We start from the raw sequence: 15,861 nt of genomic DNA on the forward strand, positions 1-15,861 counted from the left end.
TCGGGCGGTCGCGCGGTCGCGGAGACGGTCGTGTCTCGGCGTCCGGGCTCGGAGCCGTGCCGTCGCGTCGCTCGTCCGTCGCCGCGCTCGGCCGTCCCCGCGCTCGGCCTCAGAGCTCGAACTCGTCGCGGCGTCGCAGCACGATGCCACCGACGATCGCACCGATGACCGCGACGGCCACGCCGACGCCGACGCCGATGACGAGCAGCGGGTTGTCGTCCCACAGCTTCGCGGCGCTGCGCTTGCCGGTCTCGACGAACTCGGGCAGGCGTGCGGGGATGTCGAACTTGTACTCGAGCGCGTCGAGCGTCGACGCGAGCTGCTCGCGCGAGCGCGCGATGTCGTCGCGCAGCTCGCCGTCGGTGCGCGTGTCCTTCTCCTTGGGCTCCTTGGGAGCTTCGTGCGCGTCACTCATACTGTCCGACCCCCTTCAGGGCGTTGACGTCCTCCTGGACGCTCGCGATCGTGCGCTCGGGTGCGAGCGAACCGGTGCGCTTGAGGGACGCGATCCCGAGGCCCGCGAGCAGCGCGGTGATGACGAGGAACGCCGCCGCGACGATGAGCGCCGAGAGCCACGGCGCGAACGCCTCATTGAGGCCGAGGATCGCGGCGGTCACGAGGACGGCCCAGAGCGTGAGGCCGAAGAACGCGGCGCCCGCGAGGAGGCCCGCGCCGACGCCGGCCTTCTTGCCCTTGCCGATGAGTTCGCGCTTGGCGTGCTCGAGTTCGTCCTTGAGCAGCTGGATGAAGAGGCGGGGCGTGTCGGCGACGAGCGTGCCGATCGTTTCCGACTTCTTCGGGTTGTTGCGCTTGAGACGGGGGCCGACTCCGGGGAACGGTCCCCGCAGCGGCTCAGGACCGTGGCTGACGTCGTGGTCGCTCATGCTTCGTGTGCACTTCCCTCGTGGTGTGCCGCTCGCGCGGCGAGGATCCTGGACCTAGTTCGCGGCCGGGGCCGCGCTCTCGCGCTTGGGCTTCGACTTCCTGCTGTCGATGACCTGGCCCGCGAGCTTCTTCACGCCGTCGAGGGCGGCGTCGCTGACCTTGGCCGCCTGGTCCTGCACGACGTCCTCGAGCTTGTGGACCTGGCTCTGCACGGGCTTCGACTGCCACACGCTCTGCGCGGCGGAGGCGATCTGCTCGTACCGCTTCCTGCCCGCCCGGGCTCCGAGGACGTACCCCACGGCAAGGCCGAGGACAAAGACGAACTTCTTCATGAGCAACTCCGATCGATGACGGATCCGCCGAAACGCCGCGGTGACGCGGGACCCGACAAGCCTATCGGTTCGTGGGCACCCAGTTCGAACGTGCGCCGGGAACGCACGGCCCCGGGGCGAGGCGTGACCGTGGGAACGCGCCGCACCTTGAGAACGCACCGCACACAACGGGTTCTGCCGGTCCGGGGCGATTCGCCCGGGACGCCGTGGCGGGACGTGCCGCGCTGCCGTCGAAGATCCGCCGGCCCTGCGCCGCGTTCGCGACACGATGCCCGGCTTCCCGCTCGTTCGACGGGCTCGACACGAGCCACCCGGACCCGCGCTCGGCGGCGGGACTCGGAACCGCGCCACGTTCCGAACACGACGCGCGACTCCCCACCAGTTCGTCCGTCTCGACACGAGTCAGCCGAGCTCGTGTTCGGCGGCGCTGACTCTGATCTGCGCCACGTTCCCCACGCGGCGCGCGGCTCGCCCCACTCGTTCGACAAGCTCGACACGAGCCACCCGGACCCGCGCTCGACGGCGGACTCGGAACCGCACCACGTGCCGGACACGACGCGCGGCTAATCCGACTGGGTCGACGCGAGTCGGCGGGCCGCGTGTTCGGCGGCGGGGACGACGCTCGCGAGGCCGGTGCCGTCGATCCACGTGCCCGCGATGTCGAGTCCGGGCGTCGCCGTGGCGGCCGCGCGCAGCTCGTCGAGCCGAGCGCCGCGGCCGATGCGTGCGGCGGGTTCGGGGATGCGCCACTCGTGCCGGTCGAGCGCGAGCACGTCGTCCGCGGCGAGTTCGACGCCGAGGAGCGTCGACGCGTCGGCGACTGCGAGCGCGCGCAGCTCGTCCACGTCGAGGCCGCGCGTGCGCGGCACGCAGCTGCCCTCGTCGGGCCCGTAGGACAGGCGGAGCACGTGCACACCCGCGGGCAGCGAGGCGGCGAGCCACGGCCATTTCGCGCTCACGTGGGTGAGGGCCTTCGCGCGCACGTCCCCCGCGGGTTCACCGACGAGCACGCCCGTGCCGCGGGGGGCCGCGTCGAGTTGCGGCGCGCGGACGAGCAGCGCGACGACCTCGGCGGGAACGGTCGAATCGCGGCGGCGCGGTGGGATCGCGTCGACCTCCTCAAGGGGAACGCCGGCGCCGGCCGAGGGCGACGAGGGTGCATCATCCCCGTCCGCGATGGCTCCGCGCGACGCGGCAGTCGCGTCCCCGTCATCCGTCCCGTCGAGCACGCGGGCCGCGAGCTCGGGGACGGTCAGCAGCAGCCGGGGCGCCTGCAACTCGGCACCGTCGGCGAGCCGCACGCGCCAGCCGTCGTCGGTGGCGACGATGTCGTCGACCCGTGCGTCCGTGCGGACGTCGACGCCGAGGCGCGCGAGTTCGGCGTCGAGCGCACGGACGACGCGGTGCATGCCGCCGCGCACGCCGCGGATCGCGGCACCCGGCGGGGCGGCCGCGCGGACGGTCTGGACGGCCGCGGCGAGCGTGCCCGTCTCGGCGAGGGCGGCGCCGAGGCCAGGGGCGAGCGCGCGATGGTCGAGCACGTCGGCGTCGAGCGAGTAGACGCCGCGCGCGACGGGCGTGACGAGTCGCGCGACGACGGCGTCGCCCATGCGGGCCCGAACGAGCTCGGCGAGTGAGGTGGCGTCGAGGCCGACGGCCGCGTCGAGGGTCGCGTCGGCGGCCGCTGCCCGCGCCCCGTCGGCGCCGAGCGCGTCGAGCACCTCGGGTGAGCTCGGGTCGGCGGGCACGCCGAGGAGGCCCGCGAGGGGAAGGCGGTAGGCGTCGCCGTCGGCGTGCGCCCACGAGCCGAGCCTGCGGGGTTCGACGACGTCGTCCGCGAGGCCGAGTTCGTCGAGGAGCCGTTCGACCGCGCCGCCACGCGTCGCGAACGCCTCCGCGCCGATGTCGATGACCGTGTCGCCGAGCCGTCCGGCGCGGAGCATGCCGCCCGTGACGTCGCCCGCGTCGAGGAGCGTGACCCGCAGGCCGTCGAGCGCGGCGCGGCGGGCGGCGACGAGTCCCGCCATGCCGCCGCCGACGACGATCAGCTCGGGGCCGGTGGCGACGTCGTCGTCGGACGCGTGCACGTCCTCGCCGACACGGCGGTCGTCGCGGTCTGCTCCCGAGCGGACTCCCCTGTCGCTGCCGTCGCCGCCGCGGCTCGCACCACTGTCGGCGAGCCGGCCGCCGTCGCTCCCGCTCATCGCTCGGGCGGGACGTCACCGCGCAGCGTGTGGGCGAAGGTGACGAGGTCGGTGAGCACCTGGGGGTCGGCCTCGGGCGGCACGCCGTGGCCGAGGTTGAGGATGTGCGCGGGGGCGTCGAAGCCGCGTCGGACGACGTCACGCACGTGCGCCTCGCGCACCTCGCGACCGGCACCGAGGACGGCGGGGTCGATGTTGCCCTGCAGCGGCACGGTGCCGCCGAGACGGCGGGAGGCCTCGTCGAGAGGGATGCGGTCGTCGACACCCTGCACGTCGGCGCCGGCGTCGTGCATGTCGCGCAGGAGTTCGGCCGTGCCGACGCCGAAGTGGATCGTGCGCACGCCGTCGCCCGTCGGTGTGCGCAGGGCGTGGACGCGGGCGAGGGCGAGGGCGCTCGACGGCTTGACGCTCGCGCGGTAGCGCTCGACCGAGAGCGATCCGGCCCACGAGTCGAACAGCTGCACGACGCTCGCGCCCGCGCGCACCTGGGCTTCGAGGAAGGCGCCGGAAAGTTGGGCGATCGCGTCGGCGAGTTCGAGCCACGCGTCGGGTTCGGCGAGCATGAGGGTGCGGGTGCGGAGGTGGTCCTTCGAGGGGCCGCCCTCGACGACGTAGGCGGCGACCGTGAACGGGGCGCCCGCGAAGCCGATGAGCGGCGTCTCGCCGAGTTCGGCGACCGTGCGGCGGACGGCCTCGTCGATGGGGGCGAAGAGGGTGGGGTCCTCGGCGCGGGCGCGCACGCGGGCGGCGAACTGGCGTGCCTCGGCGGGTGTGCGGACGGGGTTCGCGAAGACGGGGCCGCGGCCAGGGACGATGTCGACGTCCTCGCCGATGAGTTTGAGGGGCACGACGATGTCGGAGAAGAAGACGGCGGCATCGACGTCGTGGCGCCGGACGGGTTGGAGGGTGATCTCGGCGGCGAGTTCGGGCCGCAGGCAGGAATCGAGCATCGCGATGCCCTCGCGTGCGGCGCGGTATTCGGGGAGCGACCGGCCGGCCTGGCGCATGAACCACACGGGGAGGCGTTCGCTGCGCTGTCCGTTCGCGGCCCGCACGAGGGGCGAGGCGGCGGTGCGTCCGCTCGCGAGGGGGTGGTCGGCGTCGAGCGGCGGCGGGGTGGTCGAGTCGTTCACCGTTCGATCATCCCGCACGCGGCGCGACGCGCGCTCGGCTCGCGTGCGTCGCACTCGAACTATGATGGCCGGATCATGCTGCTGTGTTTGAGCGCGAGCCACCGGAGCGCCGACTTCTCCCTGCTCGAGCGGCTTTCCGCCGCCGAGCGCGATGCCGTCGACCGTGAAATCCGCGGTGTCGCGGGGGTCGACGGGGTTGTGCTGCTCGCGACGTGCAACCGCTACGAGCTCTACATCGACGCCGCCGAGGGCGTGTCGGTGCTGCCGCGCGTGCGGGCCGCGATGTCGCGTGCGCTGGGCGTGTCTGAGGCGGAGTTGAGCCGCGGGCTCGTGTTCGTGCCCGCCGAGCGCGTGCCGGAGTACCTGTTCGCGGTGACGAGCGGCCTGCACTCCGTGGCCGTCGGCGAGGGCGAGATCTCCGGTCAGGTGCGCCGAGCGCTCGAGGAGGCGCGCGATGCGGGCCTCACGACGGCGTCGCTCGAGCACCTGTTCCAGACGGCGTCGACGGCGTCGAAGGGCGTGAAGCAGCAGACGGATCTGCAGCAGGAGGGCCGCTCGCTCGTGCGGCTCGCGCTCGATCTCGCCGAGTCGACGGTGAGCGACTGGTCCACGGCCCGCGTCCTGCTCATCGGCACCGGCGCCTACGCCGGCGCGACGCTCAAGGCGCTCGAGGACCGCGGCGTCACCCGCGTGTCGGTGCACTCCCCCTCCGGCCGTGCCGCGGGGTTCGCCGAGCGGCACGGGATCGCGGCGGTCGCCGACCGTGAACTCGGCGAGGCACTGTCGAGCGCGGATCTCGTCGTGACGTGCTCGCGCGCGGGCCGCATCGTGCTGGACCACGACCGGATGCGTACGGCGCGCCTGAGCCCCGGCCGCCCCGACGCGGTGCTCGTGATCGACATGGGCATGCCCCGCAACGTCGACCCGCTCGTCGCGAAGCTCGACGGCGTCGACCTGCTCGACCTCGAGACGATCCGGCTGCACGTGCCGCTCGACGACTTCGGCGCAGCCGAGGAAGCGCGCTGCATCGTGGCGCGGGCCGCGAGCGAGTTCTCGGCGCAGCAGGCCGAGGCGGAGCTGAGCCACGCGATCGCGGCGCTGCGCAAGCACATCTCGGGCATCGCGGAGCAGGAGATCGCGCGCGCCGAGACTCGCGACCCCTCTGGCACCGCCGCGGTGTCGCTGCGCCGCCTGACGAACACGATCCTCCACGAGCCCTCCGTGCGAGCGAAAGAACTGGCCCGCACGGGCCGCGGCGACGAGTACATCCGCGCGATCGAGGTGCTGTTCGGGATTCGTGGGACGGTTGATGTCGGGATCGATGCACCGTCGAACGATGTGTCTGCCTCGGCTGCGGCGCACGACGACTCGACCGCAGTCCACGCGTCGACGCCCGCAGAGGGTGCGTGTCCCTTCCTCGCGGCTCCGCCGCTCCCCCTCCGCGAGCAAGGTCGCGTGCGCGCGTGCCGCGCCACGGTGGGTGGCTGCGTCGCAGATGCGTGCGCGGTGCCGGAGCCTTCGGGGCGCTAGCTCGGGGCGGGAGCGTCCAGCACGGGAAGACCCACCCGACGGCAGTCGGTCTCGACGGTGACGCGATCTCTCGGCATGTCAGGGGCTGTGCCCGAAATGGTGCACGAACACCACGGTCGACGGGAGCATCGTGCCCCGCCCCCGAGTCCGCGGCCACCGCATTGCGGCGCGTCTAGGCTGAGGACCGCGCACCCCGCACGCCTCGCACCGGGTCTGCGCAGGACAGGAGGCGAGCCGTGTTCATCGAGCTGCGATCCGGTGACGAACGCCCCCACGTCGACCTGCGCCGCGGGGCCCTCATCCCGCGACTCGTGTCGACCGGCCCGCAGCATGCGACCGTCGCCGTCACTGCGGGCGGGGCATTGCTGCTCGCGGGCGACGAGGTGCGCATCGAGATCCGCGTCGACCCCGGCTGCACGCTGCGGCTAGAGGACGTCGGCGGCACGGTTGCGTACGGCGGCGACGCCCGCTCGCACTGGAGCGCCGACATCTCGCTCGCCGCGGACGCGACACTCGTGTGGGACGCCCTGCCGTTCGTGCTCGCCGACGATGCCCGCGTCGACCGCGACACGACCGTGCGACTCGCATCCGGTGCCGTCGCCTGCCTCCGCGAGACGCTCGTGTTCGGGCGCACGGGCGAGGAAGGCGGCAGCATCGTCGCGAGCACCGCGGCGAGCATCGAGGGCCGTCCCCTGTTCCACGAGTCGCTCGAACTCGACGGGTACGACCCGCAGATCGGCGTGCTCGGCGCGCATCGCGTCATGGACTCCGCCCTCTGTCTCGGCCGCCGCCATGACGAAGCGCCCGTCCCCGCACTCCAGCTCGACGAACCCGGCACGATCGTGCGCGCGCTCGGCGACCAGACGCACCTCGCGACCGTCGAGTCGACCTGGCGAGACTGGACGCTCGCGGCGCGGCACGACTGACGACTGCGGGCGCCGGCGCGCATCCGGGATCGTGACCGCCGGATCGTCCCGCGGGATCCTCGCGCCGCACGAGGACCGGCCGGCCGACGCCGGCACGTCGTGGAGGCCCGCGATCACCGGCGCCGAGCGGCCGTTCGCCGCGAGTAGGGTTGAGCGCCGGGGACTTGCGTGCGTGCGATCGAGTACCCCGGAGTCGATGTCCTTCCCCTTTGCTACGCTCGCCGCCACGGGAGACGCGGAGGCAGCGTGACTGGTCAGGCATACGACGTCGACGACATCGCGGCGATGGCCGCGCAGCTCGAACGACTTCCCGCCCCCACGGGCGACGAACCGACGCTCGTCGCACTCGGCGCGGCGATCCGCGACTACCTCCGGGTCGCGCCCGGTCGGGTCTCCGCCTCGGACGCGAAGATCGCCCTCGGCACCGCGATCCTCGATCTGTGGGCGCACCTGGACCTCGCGGAGGACGCGGCCCCCGGATCGACCGGTTCATCGCCGAGCGCGACGACGCCCGGCGTCCTGCTCGATGCCGACACCCTGAGCATCATCACGATCGCCGCGGCGACCGCCGCCGTGGACGCGGGCGACAACGAGGCGGGCGTCGCGGTCCGCCACGCTCGGTCGCGCATCGACGAGGCGAGCCGCGTCGCGCCGCGCCTGGCCGGGGTCCGGGACGCGGCCGACGCGCTCGGACGACACACGGCGTTCCGGCTCGACCTGGAAGCCGGTCGCGCCGAGCGCATCTGGCGCGCCATGTTCGCGTTCGCGACCGACCGCACGCCCCTCGTCCCCACGGATGTGCCCGACGACGCCCGCACACTCGTCACGACGGTCGACGATCGCATCGACGCGACGGACGCCGCCACGCGGTCCGCACTCGGCGCGGCGTGGCCCGCGCCGGTCTCGGGCGGCACGATCGGCGTCCGCGAGCTGCCGTCGGCCCCGACCGTCACCGCGCCCGAGCCCCGCACGGTGCGCGAACAGCCGACGCGCGGCGTCCCGGTGTGGTTCGCCACCAATCGCACGCCGACCACCCGGAGCGACGAGACGTCCGGCTATCGCAACGCGCTCGATGGCGGCGAGCTCCACTACGGCCGATGCTTCGTGACCGTCCCAGCGGTCGACGAGGTGACGGGTGGCCTGCTGGACTTCGTGTCCGCGTGGTTCCGCATCGGCTCGACCCGCGCGGCGCGGTTCCGCGTGGAGTCGTTCTACCGCTTCGAGGACGGCGGCTCCTTCCGCGACGAGCTCGGCGCCGAGCTCGGGCGCATGAGCGAGGACGCCCGGAGCATGCTCATGTACATCCACGGCTTCGGCGCGACGATGCGCAGTGCCGCGGAGAGCGCGGCGCGGCTCTCGGTCGCGATCAAGCACCCCGGCGCGACCGCAATGTTCTCGTGGGCGTCACGCGCGAACGTGCTGCGCTACTGGGACGACGAACGCACCGTCGACGCGAGCGGAGCCGCCCTCGACGAGTTCCTGCAGACGCTCGCGACCGTGGACGGCGTCGACCACATCGACCTCGTGGTGCACTCGCTCGGCAACCGGCTGTTCCTGCGCACGCTCGTCGAGCGGGTGCGCTCCGGCGCGGTCCTCCCGTGGCCGCTGCGGAACCTGTTCCTCGGTGCCCCGGACATCGATCAGTCCGAATTCCTGAACGACGCGTCCGCGTACGGGCAGGCCCGCGGCACGATGACGCTGTACGGCTCGAACAGCGACACGGCGCTCCTCATCTCGTCGCTCCTGCACCAGACGGCCCGCGCCGGACTCATGCCGCCACCCGTGCTCACGGACGGGGTCGACACGATCGAGACGAGCGGCATCGACTCGTCGTGGCTGCGACACAGCGGCATCCTCGAGAGCCCCGTCATCCACGCCGACATCGCCCAGATCCGCTCGGGAATCACCGACCCGGACGATCGCACGGGCCTCCACCGCGTGGATGCGACGCCCGTGCCGTACTGGCGGTACTGACGTCGGGGCCCGCATCGACCGTGTCGGCGTCCGGGCACGGGCGACACCGCGGGGCGTCTCGCCGAGCCGAACGCATCTGCCGTTACCCGATCAGCGCGTCACGCCGCCCGCCCCGAGCGCACTCACCTGCGGCCGCGCGAAGCGCCACACGAGGACCGCGACGATCCACGTCACCGCGAGCAGCCCGACGACGCCGAAGCCGACCGCGGTCAGATCGATCGCAGCACATCTCAGCCCAGAGGCGCACCTTCGCGGGGCTGCGCACGGGGACAGCAACGGCACCCCATGACGGTGCGTGCTGCCCGCCATGTCGTTCATGTCGGCTCCGGTCGCCGCGAGCCAGAGTCCTCGTCCATCCCTGGTGCTATGCGCGGGCGGAGCCGAGCTCGAGGACGTGGCGCCGCACAAGTGCCTGGAACCGGGGGATCTGCACGCCCGCCTGAACGAACCCCGGAGTGCGCCGTGCGCCCCGGGCGAGCTCGGTGAGTTGGCGTGCTGCGTCGCCTCGCGCCCCTGTCCGAGCTGCCTCGCCGTCGAGCTTCCACCCGCCGATATCGTCGACGTCGTGGGCGTCGGCGATGCGCAAGAGCGTGTCGAGGTCGGCGTAGTCCTTCGCGGCAGTGCGCGTCCGAGTCGCGAGTGCCTTGATGATGACGGCGCATTCGACGGTCGGCACACGGACCTCGATCGACATCCCGGTGCCGTCGCGCAGCGTCACGTCGAGGTCGACGTGGAGGGGAGGCACACTCACGGCCAGGTGGAGTCCGGGCACGCCGTCGAAAACCCGCTCACCGCATCGCTGCTCGCCGAAGCGACCGTCTGGCGAAGGCACGAGGAGGTCGATGTGCCGGTCGCCGGCCGCGTAGGAGTTCCCGGCCGTCGGTTCGTAGCCGGAGGCGAGCAGAGCCGTGTGCACATCGCCGCTCGCCGCGATCGCCGTCGACATCGCGGCGTCCGCGTCGACGGTGCGGCGCTCGACGAGGTCGGGGGCCGGGAACGCGGCCGTGAGCAGGCTCACCATCTGGCCGCCGACGACACGCACGTCGTCGAGTTCGGCAGTGATGCGCGAGATGTCGGCGAGCGCCCGAAAGGCGGCATCGTCGGCGGCCGAGAACGAGAGCTTGTGGACGTTGCGCTTCACGACTGCCACGTCGCCGCCGCCTGATCTCGGAGATGCCGTGCGGCATCCTCGGCGTCCGGCCCACCCGAGCGGAGGACGTCCCACGCGGCGATGAGCGGGTCCACGATCTCGGCGGTGGCGCCCCTGTCGGCGCGCCAGGCGCGGGCGGTGGACCAGATGGTGGCGTCGGTCGGCACGATGAGCTCGAGTGTCGCCTCGGAGGACAGCGCGGCCGTGAAGCCGAGGCTGCTCGGGTCGAAGCCCTCGCGGGCGTAGGCCACCGTCCGACGCGGGATGCGCCACGGCACGAGCAGGTCGGCGGCGGCATCGCCGGACACGAGGAGCACGGCTTCGTCGGGTGCCTCGCGGGTGAGCCTCTGCACCTGCTCCGGCACCGGGTCGAGGCTGTACCACGCCGTGCGCAGCCCACGCGGCCCGGGATACTCGAGCAGGAAGCGGTCCCACAACGGCTCGAACGCCGTGGCGACGACATGTCCCCGGCCACGCTCGACCTCGCCCCCGAGCGCGGTCAGGTGCTGCGAGATGGCGGCCTGCGAAAGGCCGCACTCCACCGCCAGCTCGCTTTGCGTGCGGGGCTCGCGCGTTCGAGCGAGCGCGCGCATGAGCGCGTACCGCCCCCAGGGCACCCGTCCACGGCGGGCTGGAGCTTGCTGCCGCTTCGGCGCGTCAGTTGCGTCGAGCTGGTGGCCCGCGATGATCGCGCTCCGGTCGCGCACCGAGACCACCGAGACCTGAGGCAGCAGCTGTGCGGCGAGACGCAGCGACTCGTTCGCCTGCTCGACGACGTAGGTCACGGACGGCGCACCCTCGGGCACCGGCGGAAGCGATGCCCCGATGGCACCACGGAGCTCCGTCATGACTCGCTGCATCGATTCCTGCGGGAGTGCGCGCAACGCGACATCCCGCAGGACGCTCGTCGTGCGGTCGAGGAGGTCAGCAGGAAGGACTGCACGCATGGCCGCCGTGGTCGCCTCGAGCGCGCGGGGGTCGACGGTGCGCGCCCTCAACGTCTCCTGCAGTCGGCCGGCCGCGTCGAGCATCGCGAGCGCGAAGGCCGGTCGGTCGGGCCGCGCCACTCGCGCGAGCTCGCGGATTGTCGGAGGGGTTCGTGGCGCCGTGAGCTGGATCCGGACGCGGTCCTCGTCGACCCCGAGGCCGAGGTCCAGTTCGGCGGCATCGTGATCGAGCGGGACGACGGTGACTCCGGCGGCGCTCAGCACGTCGACGGCATCCGACGCAGTGACCTTGCCCATCTTCCCACCTCCATAAGCTAAATCACGATTTGGTGCTTTAGCTTATATAAGCTCGCTGTCAGCCGCACGCACTCCTCCGAAGCGAGGCGTCCGCGCATGCGCGCCAAGGCGGGATGTGCCGGAGCGGTTCGGGAACCGGAACACGGTCTACAAGAACTTCAACCGCCGGCCCGAACAGGGCGTTCGGGCGCGAATGCTCGAGCAGGTGCAGTCCCTCACGCACCGACGTGGCGAGCTGGACTGGATCGCATCCCCGGACTCGACCATCGTGCGCGTGCACCAGCACGGCGCGACCCTCCCCGGGGACACAGGGGCCAGATCGAACGACAAGACTTTCGGGCGGGAGCCGCCTGATCAGACGATCGGCCGATACCGCGGCGGGTTGACGACGAAGAACGACCTCGACCGCGACGGGAAAGGCCGAGCGCTCGCGTGCCTGTTGACGCCTGGCCAGGTAGTGGTCACGAGCATGCTCGCCGACACGCTTCGCGAGATCCACGTCAAGGGTCGGCTTGGCGGACGCCGCACGCGACCGGACCGAGTCGTCCCTGACACAGGCTACGCCTCGAAAGCGCACCGGGTCTGGCTGTGCGAGCACCGCATCGCTTCAATGATCCCCGAACGCGTCGACCATGCCGCCCACCGCCGCAGACTCCCCGGCCGGCCGATCGAGTTCGGCACCGTTCAGTGGAAGCGCTACAAGCGCCACGACGTCGTCGAGAACTGCTTCAACCGACTCGAGCAATAGCGCGGCATCGTGATGCGAACCGAGAGGGCCGCCCGCAACGATCACTCCACCACCTGCCTCGCCGCACCCCTCCTATGGGTTGCGCAACACGCCCTAGGAGCGCACGGAGCGACTGTCGCGCGACACTGCATTGGGCCCCGGCGCGAGGGCGACTCCAGTCCCGGAAGCAGAATGTCACGCGCGCTTCACAGTTCGCGTATCCCGGCTCACGGGGCTGTCCGTCGGACGCCGAACGCTCCCGGATCACTCATGATCCGGGAGCGTTCGGCGTCACCTGAAATACGTCAGCCGCGCGCGTTGAAGTCCGCGCAAAGCTGGTTCATTCCCGTCAGCCACTTGTGCATGAAGATGAACGGGCCGACGAAGATGACGGCACCGAGAATGCTCCACAGCCAGAAATCGGCGGCCGTGACGGTCACGGGGAGCCCGCGCCGCTGCTGCTCGTTACCGATCCGTTCCGACGTGACGTGCCACCAGACGAGAGGTGCGATGCCCAGTGTCAGCGGCCCGACGACGAGCGCCAGGAGCCAGAAGTTCATCGAGCGACGGTTGTCCCAGCGGCTCGCAATCGCGTTCAAGTCGTCACCCGCACGGGCGGTCGACCAGATCATGTAGATACCGAATGTGATGATTCCGAGCAGCACGAACTTCGTCAGCGAACGATTCGTGTCGTAGTTGGCGTGAACGGGGGCGAATTGCGGCGCAGATTGCGGCAAGGAGCTGATGGTCATGAAGGTCCGATTCATCTGAAGACGCCGGAGCACGAGGGCGCAGCGATGATGCGGCGTCGAGCGCGACCTGACGTCGGGTGGGGGAATTGGGCGTGAAGCCCACCGAAGCGTAGTGGCGCGTGAGTGTTCCTCGCAATGTCGCGCCCGAGTGGCGCTCCGGGCTATCGCCGCGAACTCCGGTGTCCACGGACGACAGCACCGCGACAGCACCGCGCGACCTCGCCTTCCACGCTGCGGGCCGCGTTCGTGTTCACCGATGATTCCTGCAGGGCGTCAACATGGTCGATCGCATCTGCCGTTACCCGATCAGCGCGTCACGCCGCCCGCCCCGAGCGCACTCACCTGCGGCCGCGCAAAGCGCCACACGAGGACCGCGACGATCCACGTCACCGCGAGCAGCCCGACGACGCCGAAGCCGACCGCGGTCAGATCGATCGCGCCGACCGCGTCCCAGAACGCACCGTGCAGCTCGAACCGCTCGCCGACGAGCGAGAGCACCTGCAGCGCACCGATCACGAGCGCGATCACGACCGAGAGCGTCGTCACGACCACGTTGTACGTCAATCGGCGCACGGGCTGCGCGACCGCCCAGCGGTAGGCGACGTTCATGAACGCGCCGTCGAGCGTGTCGAACAGGCACATCCCCGCCGCGAACAGCAGCGGCAACGACAACATCGCCCACCACGGCAGGCCGCTCGCGATCGATGCCCCCGCCAGCACGAGCAGGCCGACCTCGGTGGCCGTGTCGAAACCCAGCCCGAACAGCATGCCGAGCGGGTACATCTTCCACGACGCGTCGATGCGATCGCCCACGCGGCGGAACAGCCGTGTGAGGAACCCGCGCTTCGCGAGCTCGGCCTCGATCGCCTCCTCGTCGACCTCACCCGCCCGCGCACGCCGCAGCGAGCGGACGAGCGACACCGTCACGGCGATGTTCACGGCCGCGATGAGGAACAGGAACGTCGCCGACACCGTCGTCCCGATCACACCGGTGACGAGCTGCAACGGCGAGCCCTCGTCCTGCACCTGGCTGCCGAGCGCACGAATACCGAACGCGAGCAGGATCACGAGGAGCAGCACGATCGTCGAGTGTCCGAGCGCGAAGAAGAAGCCGACCGCGAGCGGACTGCGCCCCTCCCCCACGAGCTTGCGCGTCGTGTTGTCGATCGCCGCGATGTGATCGGCGTCGAAGGCATGCCGCATGCCAAGCGTCATCGCGAGCAGGCCCGTACCGAACCCGAACGCGGCCGTCGCCGGCACCGCACCGCTCGACGTCGCCGCGGCGAGCAGCGCGAATCCGCTCGCGAACAGCGCCGCGATGACGCCGCCCATCAACAGGAGGGTGCGCGCACCGGCCCGTCCGACGCGGAGCGGAGAGCGCGGCGGCGCGGCCGTCGCAGCCGCACCGGCTTTCGCGGGACGCTCGCTCATCGGTCCACGTGATCCGCGGCGGCTGCGGGCGTCGCGCCCTCGGCGCCGTCGTGCACGTGCTCCTGGTCGCCGTCATGGCCGTGCTCGTGCTCACCGTCGTGGCCGTGCGCGTGCTCGCCGTCGTGCGCGTGCGGCTCGTCGTGCGCGTGCACGTAGCCGCCGTCCTCGTCCGCGTGGAAGTGCGGCGCCATGGGGCCCGGATCCTGCGGCACGTGGCGGCCCGAGACGTGGCTGTCGAGCAGCTCCAGCACCCACGCGCGCAGCGCCGCGACCGACTCGGCGTCGTCGCGCGACAGCGCGAGCACGGGTGCGCCCTCGCGTGCCTCCGTCGCGTCGGCGACCATCTGCGGCACGTCGACGCCCACGTACGGCGCGAGGTCGGTCTTGTTCACGACGAGGAGGTCGGCCCTGGCGATGCCCGGTCCGCCCTTGCGGGCGACATCGCCGCCGCCCGCGACGTCGAGCACGAAGATCTGCGCATCGATGAGGGCGGGCGAGAACGTCGCCGTCAGGTTGTCGCCGCCCGACTCGATGAGCGAGAGCTCGAGCGGCGCGAAGTCGGCCTCGAGCTCCTCGACGGCCATGAGGTTCGCGGTGATGTCGTCGCGGATCGCCGTGTGCGGGCACGCGCCCGTCTCGACGGCGCGGATGCGCTCGGGATCGAGCACCCCCGCCGAGCGGAGGAAGCGGGCGTCCTCGTCGGTGTAGATGTCGTTCGTGATGACGCCGATCTGCAGCTCGTCGCCGAGCGCGCGGCAGATCGTCGCGATGAGCGAGCTCTTGCCGGTACCGACGGGGCCGGCGATGCCGAGGCGGAGCGAACGGGTCGACGTGGGCGTCGACGGGCCGGTGGTCTGCGGGGTGTCAGGCACGGAACAACCTCCTGGTCGTCGAGGCGTGGGCTTCCGCCCACCCCTCGATCTGCGGGGCACCGGCGGCGGGGATCGCCGCCGGGTCGTCGAGCGGAGCGATCCGCTCGACGAACGGTTCGAATCGGGCGCAGGCGTCAAGCACCCATCTGCTCGCGAGCGCCGGTTCGAGGGGTTCGAGTTTGAGGGTCGCGGCGGCGACCGTCTGCGCGTCGTCGTATGCGACGAGCCGCGCGAGCTCGACGGCGCCGAGGCCGGTCGCGCCGGCGATCGCGCCGAGCACGACCGGCCGGGCGAGTCCGCGCGACGGCATCACCGCGAGCGGCCCGCTCTCGGGCCACACGCTTCGCGCGAGCCTCGTGAGGCCCGCGCCGAGCGAGCGGCCGATCTCGCGCAGTGCCCGGCTCGGGGTGCGCGCGGCCCACGCCGCGTCGACCGTGCGCAGCGCGTCGGGCACCTCGTCGGGGTCGGACGCCGAGCGGACGAGCGCGCGGGCGACGACCGCGGTGCCCGCCTCGACGCGCGTCACGGTACGCATGCGCGTCTGCAGGTAGCGGGGCACATCGCTCGGCGGCATGCCCGCTCGCAGGGCGGCCTCGAGCGTGTTCGAGCAGACGTGCGCGCCCGACGGCAGTCGCGAATCGGCGAGGAGCATCGCGACGGCCGGAGCGGTGTGGGACTCGCTCGTGGGGACGGTGTGCACG

16 protein-coding genes are annotated in these 15,861 nt (G+C 72.0%); 4 read left to right on the forward strand and 12 right to left on the reverse strand.

Annotated features, from left to right (window positions below):
- Positions 1-109: 109 nt before the first annotated feature.
- The 5 genes from HNR16_RS14895 to hemE form a co-directional block, all read right to left on the reverse strand.
- Entirely contained in the window at positions 110-415 is a 306-nt protein-coding gene (locus HNR16_RS14895; RefSeq protein WP_158041471.1) for a DUF3618 domain-containing protein, read from the reverse strand.
- Positions 408-884, reverse strand: coding sequence for a phage holin family protein (locus tag HNR16_RS14900; protein ID WP_158041470.1), 477 nt, complete (start codon positions 882-884; stop codon positions 408-410). The genes HNR16_RS14895 and HNR16_RS14900 overlap by 8 nt, the downstream gene beginning before the upstream one ends.
- A 54-nt stretch (positions 885-938) precedes the next feature.
- On the reverse strand, positions 939-1,217 hold the full coding sequence (locus tag HNR16_RS18410; RefSeq protein WP_225737933.1) for a hypothetical protein: 279 nt from the start codon (positions 1,215-1,217) through the stop codon (positions 939-941).
- Between the two features lie 563 nt (positions 1,218-1,780).
- Positions 1,781-3,421 (reverse strand): protoporphyrinogen/coproporphyrinogen oxidase, encoded by a 1,641-nt coding sequence (locus tag HNR16_RS14910; protein ID WP_158041469.1) that lies wholly within the window; start codon positions 3,419-3,421, stop codon positions 1,781-1,783.
- Positions 3,418-4,554: a uroporphyrinogen decarboxylase gene (gene hemE / locus HNR16_RS14915; RefSeq protein ID WP_158041468.1), complete on the reverse strand. Its 1,137-nt coding sequence runs from the start codon at positions 4,552-4,554 to the stop codon at positions 3,418-3,420. Before hemE ends, HNR16_RS14910 begins: the two co-directional genes overlap by 4 nt.
- Positions 4,555-4,629: 75 nt before the next feature.
- Here hemE and HNR16_RS14920 point away from each other — a divergent pair, with 75 nt between their 5' ends.
- The 3 genes from HNR16_RS14920 to HNR16_RS18905 all read left to right on the forward strand — a co-directional run bounded on the left by HNR16_RS14920 (position 4,630) and on the right by HNR16_RS18905 (position 8,984).
- Positions 4,630-6,084: a glutamyl-tRNA reductase gene (locus HNR16_RS14920; RefSeq protein ID WP_158041467.1), complete on the forward strand. Its 1,455-nt coding sequence runs from the start codon at positions 4,630-4,632 to the stop codon at positions 6,082-6,084.
- A 236-nt stretch (positions 6,085-6,320) separates the two neighbouring features.
- Positions 6,321-7,010 (forward strand): urease accessory protein UreD, encoded by a 690-nt coding sequence (locus tag HNR16_RS14925; RefSeq protein WP_158041466.1) that lies wholly within the window; start codon positions 6,321-6,323, stop codon positions 7,008-7,010.
- A 246-nt stretch (positions 7,011-7,256) separates the two neighbouring features.
- A complete protein-coding gene (locus tag HNR16_RS18905) occupies positions 7,257-8,984 on the forward strand; it encodes an alpha/beta hydrolase (protein WP_158041465.1) in 1,728 nt (575 codons plus the stop codon).
- A gap of 90 nt (positions 8,985-9,074) precedes the next feature.
- Here the strand turns inward: HNR16_RS18905 and HNR16_RS14935 are convergent, their stop codons facing one another.
- From HNR16_RS14935 to HNR16_RS14945, 3 genes are read right to left on the reverse strand one after another with little or no spacing between them, the layout of a single operon-like run.
- Positions 9,075-9,302, reverse strand: a complete 228-nt coding sequence (locus HNR16_RS14935; RefSeq protein ID WP_158041464.1) for a hypothetical protein — start codon at positions 9,300-9,302, stop codon at positions 9,075-9,077.
- A 46-nt stretch (positions 9,303-9,348) separates the two neighbouring features.
- Positions 9,349-10,125: a hypothetical protein gene (locus HNR16_RS14940; RefSeq protein ID WP_158041463.1), complete on the reverse strand. Its 777-nt coding sequence runs from the start codon at positions 10,123-10,125 to the stop codon at positions 9,349-9,351.
- Positions 10,122-11,378 (reverse strand): ArsR family transcriptional regulator, encoded by a 1,257-nt coding sequence (locus HNR16_RS14945; RefSeq protein WP_158041462.1) that lies wholly within the window; start codon positions 11,376-11,378, stop codon positions 10,122-10,124. Before HNR16_RS14945 ends, HNR16_RS14940 begins: the two co-directional genes overlap by 4 nt.
- 115 nt (positions 11,379-11,493) lie before the next feature.
- Between HNR16_RS14945 and HNR16_RS14950 the strand changes: the two genes are divergently transcribed.
- The gene (locus HNR16_RS14950; protein WP_179558288.1) at positions 11,494-12,126 is read left to right on the forward strand and encodes a hypothetical protein; all 633 of its coding nucleotides are present in this window, start codon (positions 11,494-11,496) and stop codon (positions 12,124-12,126) included.
- Positions 12,127-12,410: 284 nt separating this feature from the next.
- Here the strand turns inward: HNR16_RS14950 and HNR16_RS14955 are convergent, their stop codons facing one another.
- The 4 genes from HNR16_RS14955 to HNR16_RS14970 all read right to left on the reverse strand — a co-directional run bounded on the left by HNR16_RS14955 (position 12,411) and on the right by HNR16_RS14970 (position 15,860).
- Entirely contained in the window at positions 12,411-12,857 is a 447-nt protein-coding gene (locus tag HNR16_RS14955; protein WP_158041460.1) for a DUF4234 domain-containing protein, read from the reverse strand.
- Between the two features lie 306 nt (positions 12,858-13,163).
- Positions 13,164-14,288: a HoxN/HupN/NixA family nickel/cobalt transporter gene (locus HNR16_RS14960; protein ID WP_218868459.1), complete on the reverse strand. Its 1,125-nt coding sequence runs from the start codon at positions 14,286-14,288 to the stop codon at positions 13,164-13,166.
- Positions 14,285-15,160, reverse strand: coding sequence for an urease accessory protein UreG (ureG, locus tag HNR16_RS14965; RefSeq protein WP_158041459.1), 876 nt, complete (start codon positions 15,158-15,160; stop codon positions 14,285-14,287). Before ureG ends, HNR16_RS14960 begins: the two co-directional genes overlap by 4 nt.
- Complete coding sequence (locus tag HNR16_RS14970) at positions 15,153-15,860, reverse strand: urease accessory protein UreF (RefSeq protein ID WP_225737932.1); 708 nt, start codon at positions 15,858-15,860, stop codon at positions 15,153-15,155. The genes ureG and HNR16_RS14970 overlap by 8 nt, the downstream gene beginning before the upstream one ends.
- Position 15,861 lies beyond the last annotated feature (1 nt).

The sequence above is a fragment of the Pseudoclavibacter chungangensis genome (assembly GCF_013410545.1).
Classification (GTDB): domain Bacteria; phylum Actinomycetota; class Actinomycetes; order Actinomycetales; family Microbacteriaceae; genus Pseudoclavibacter; species Pseudoclavibacter chungangensis.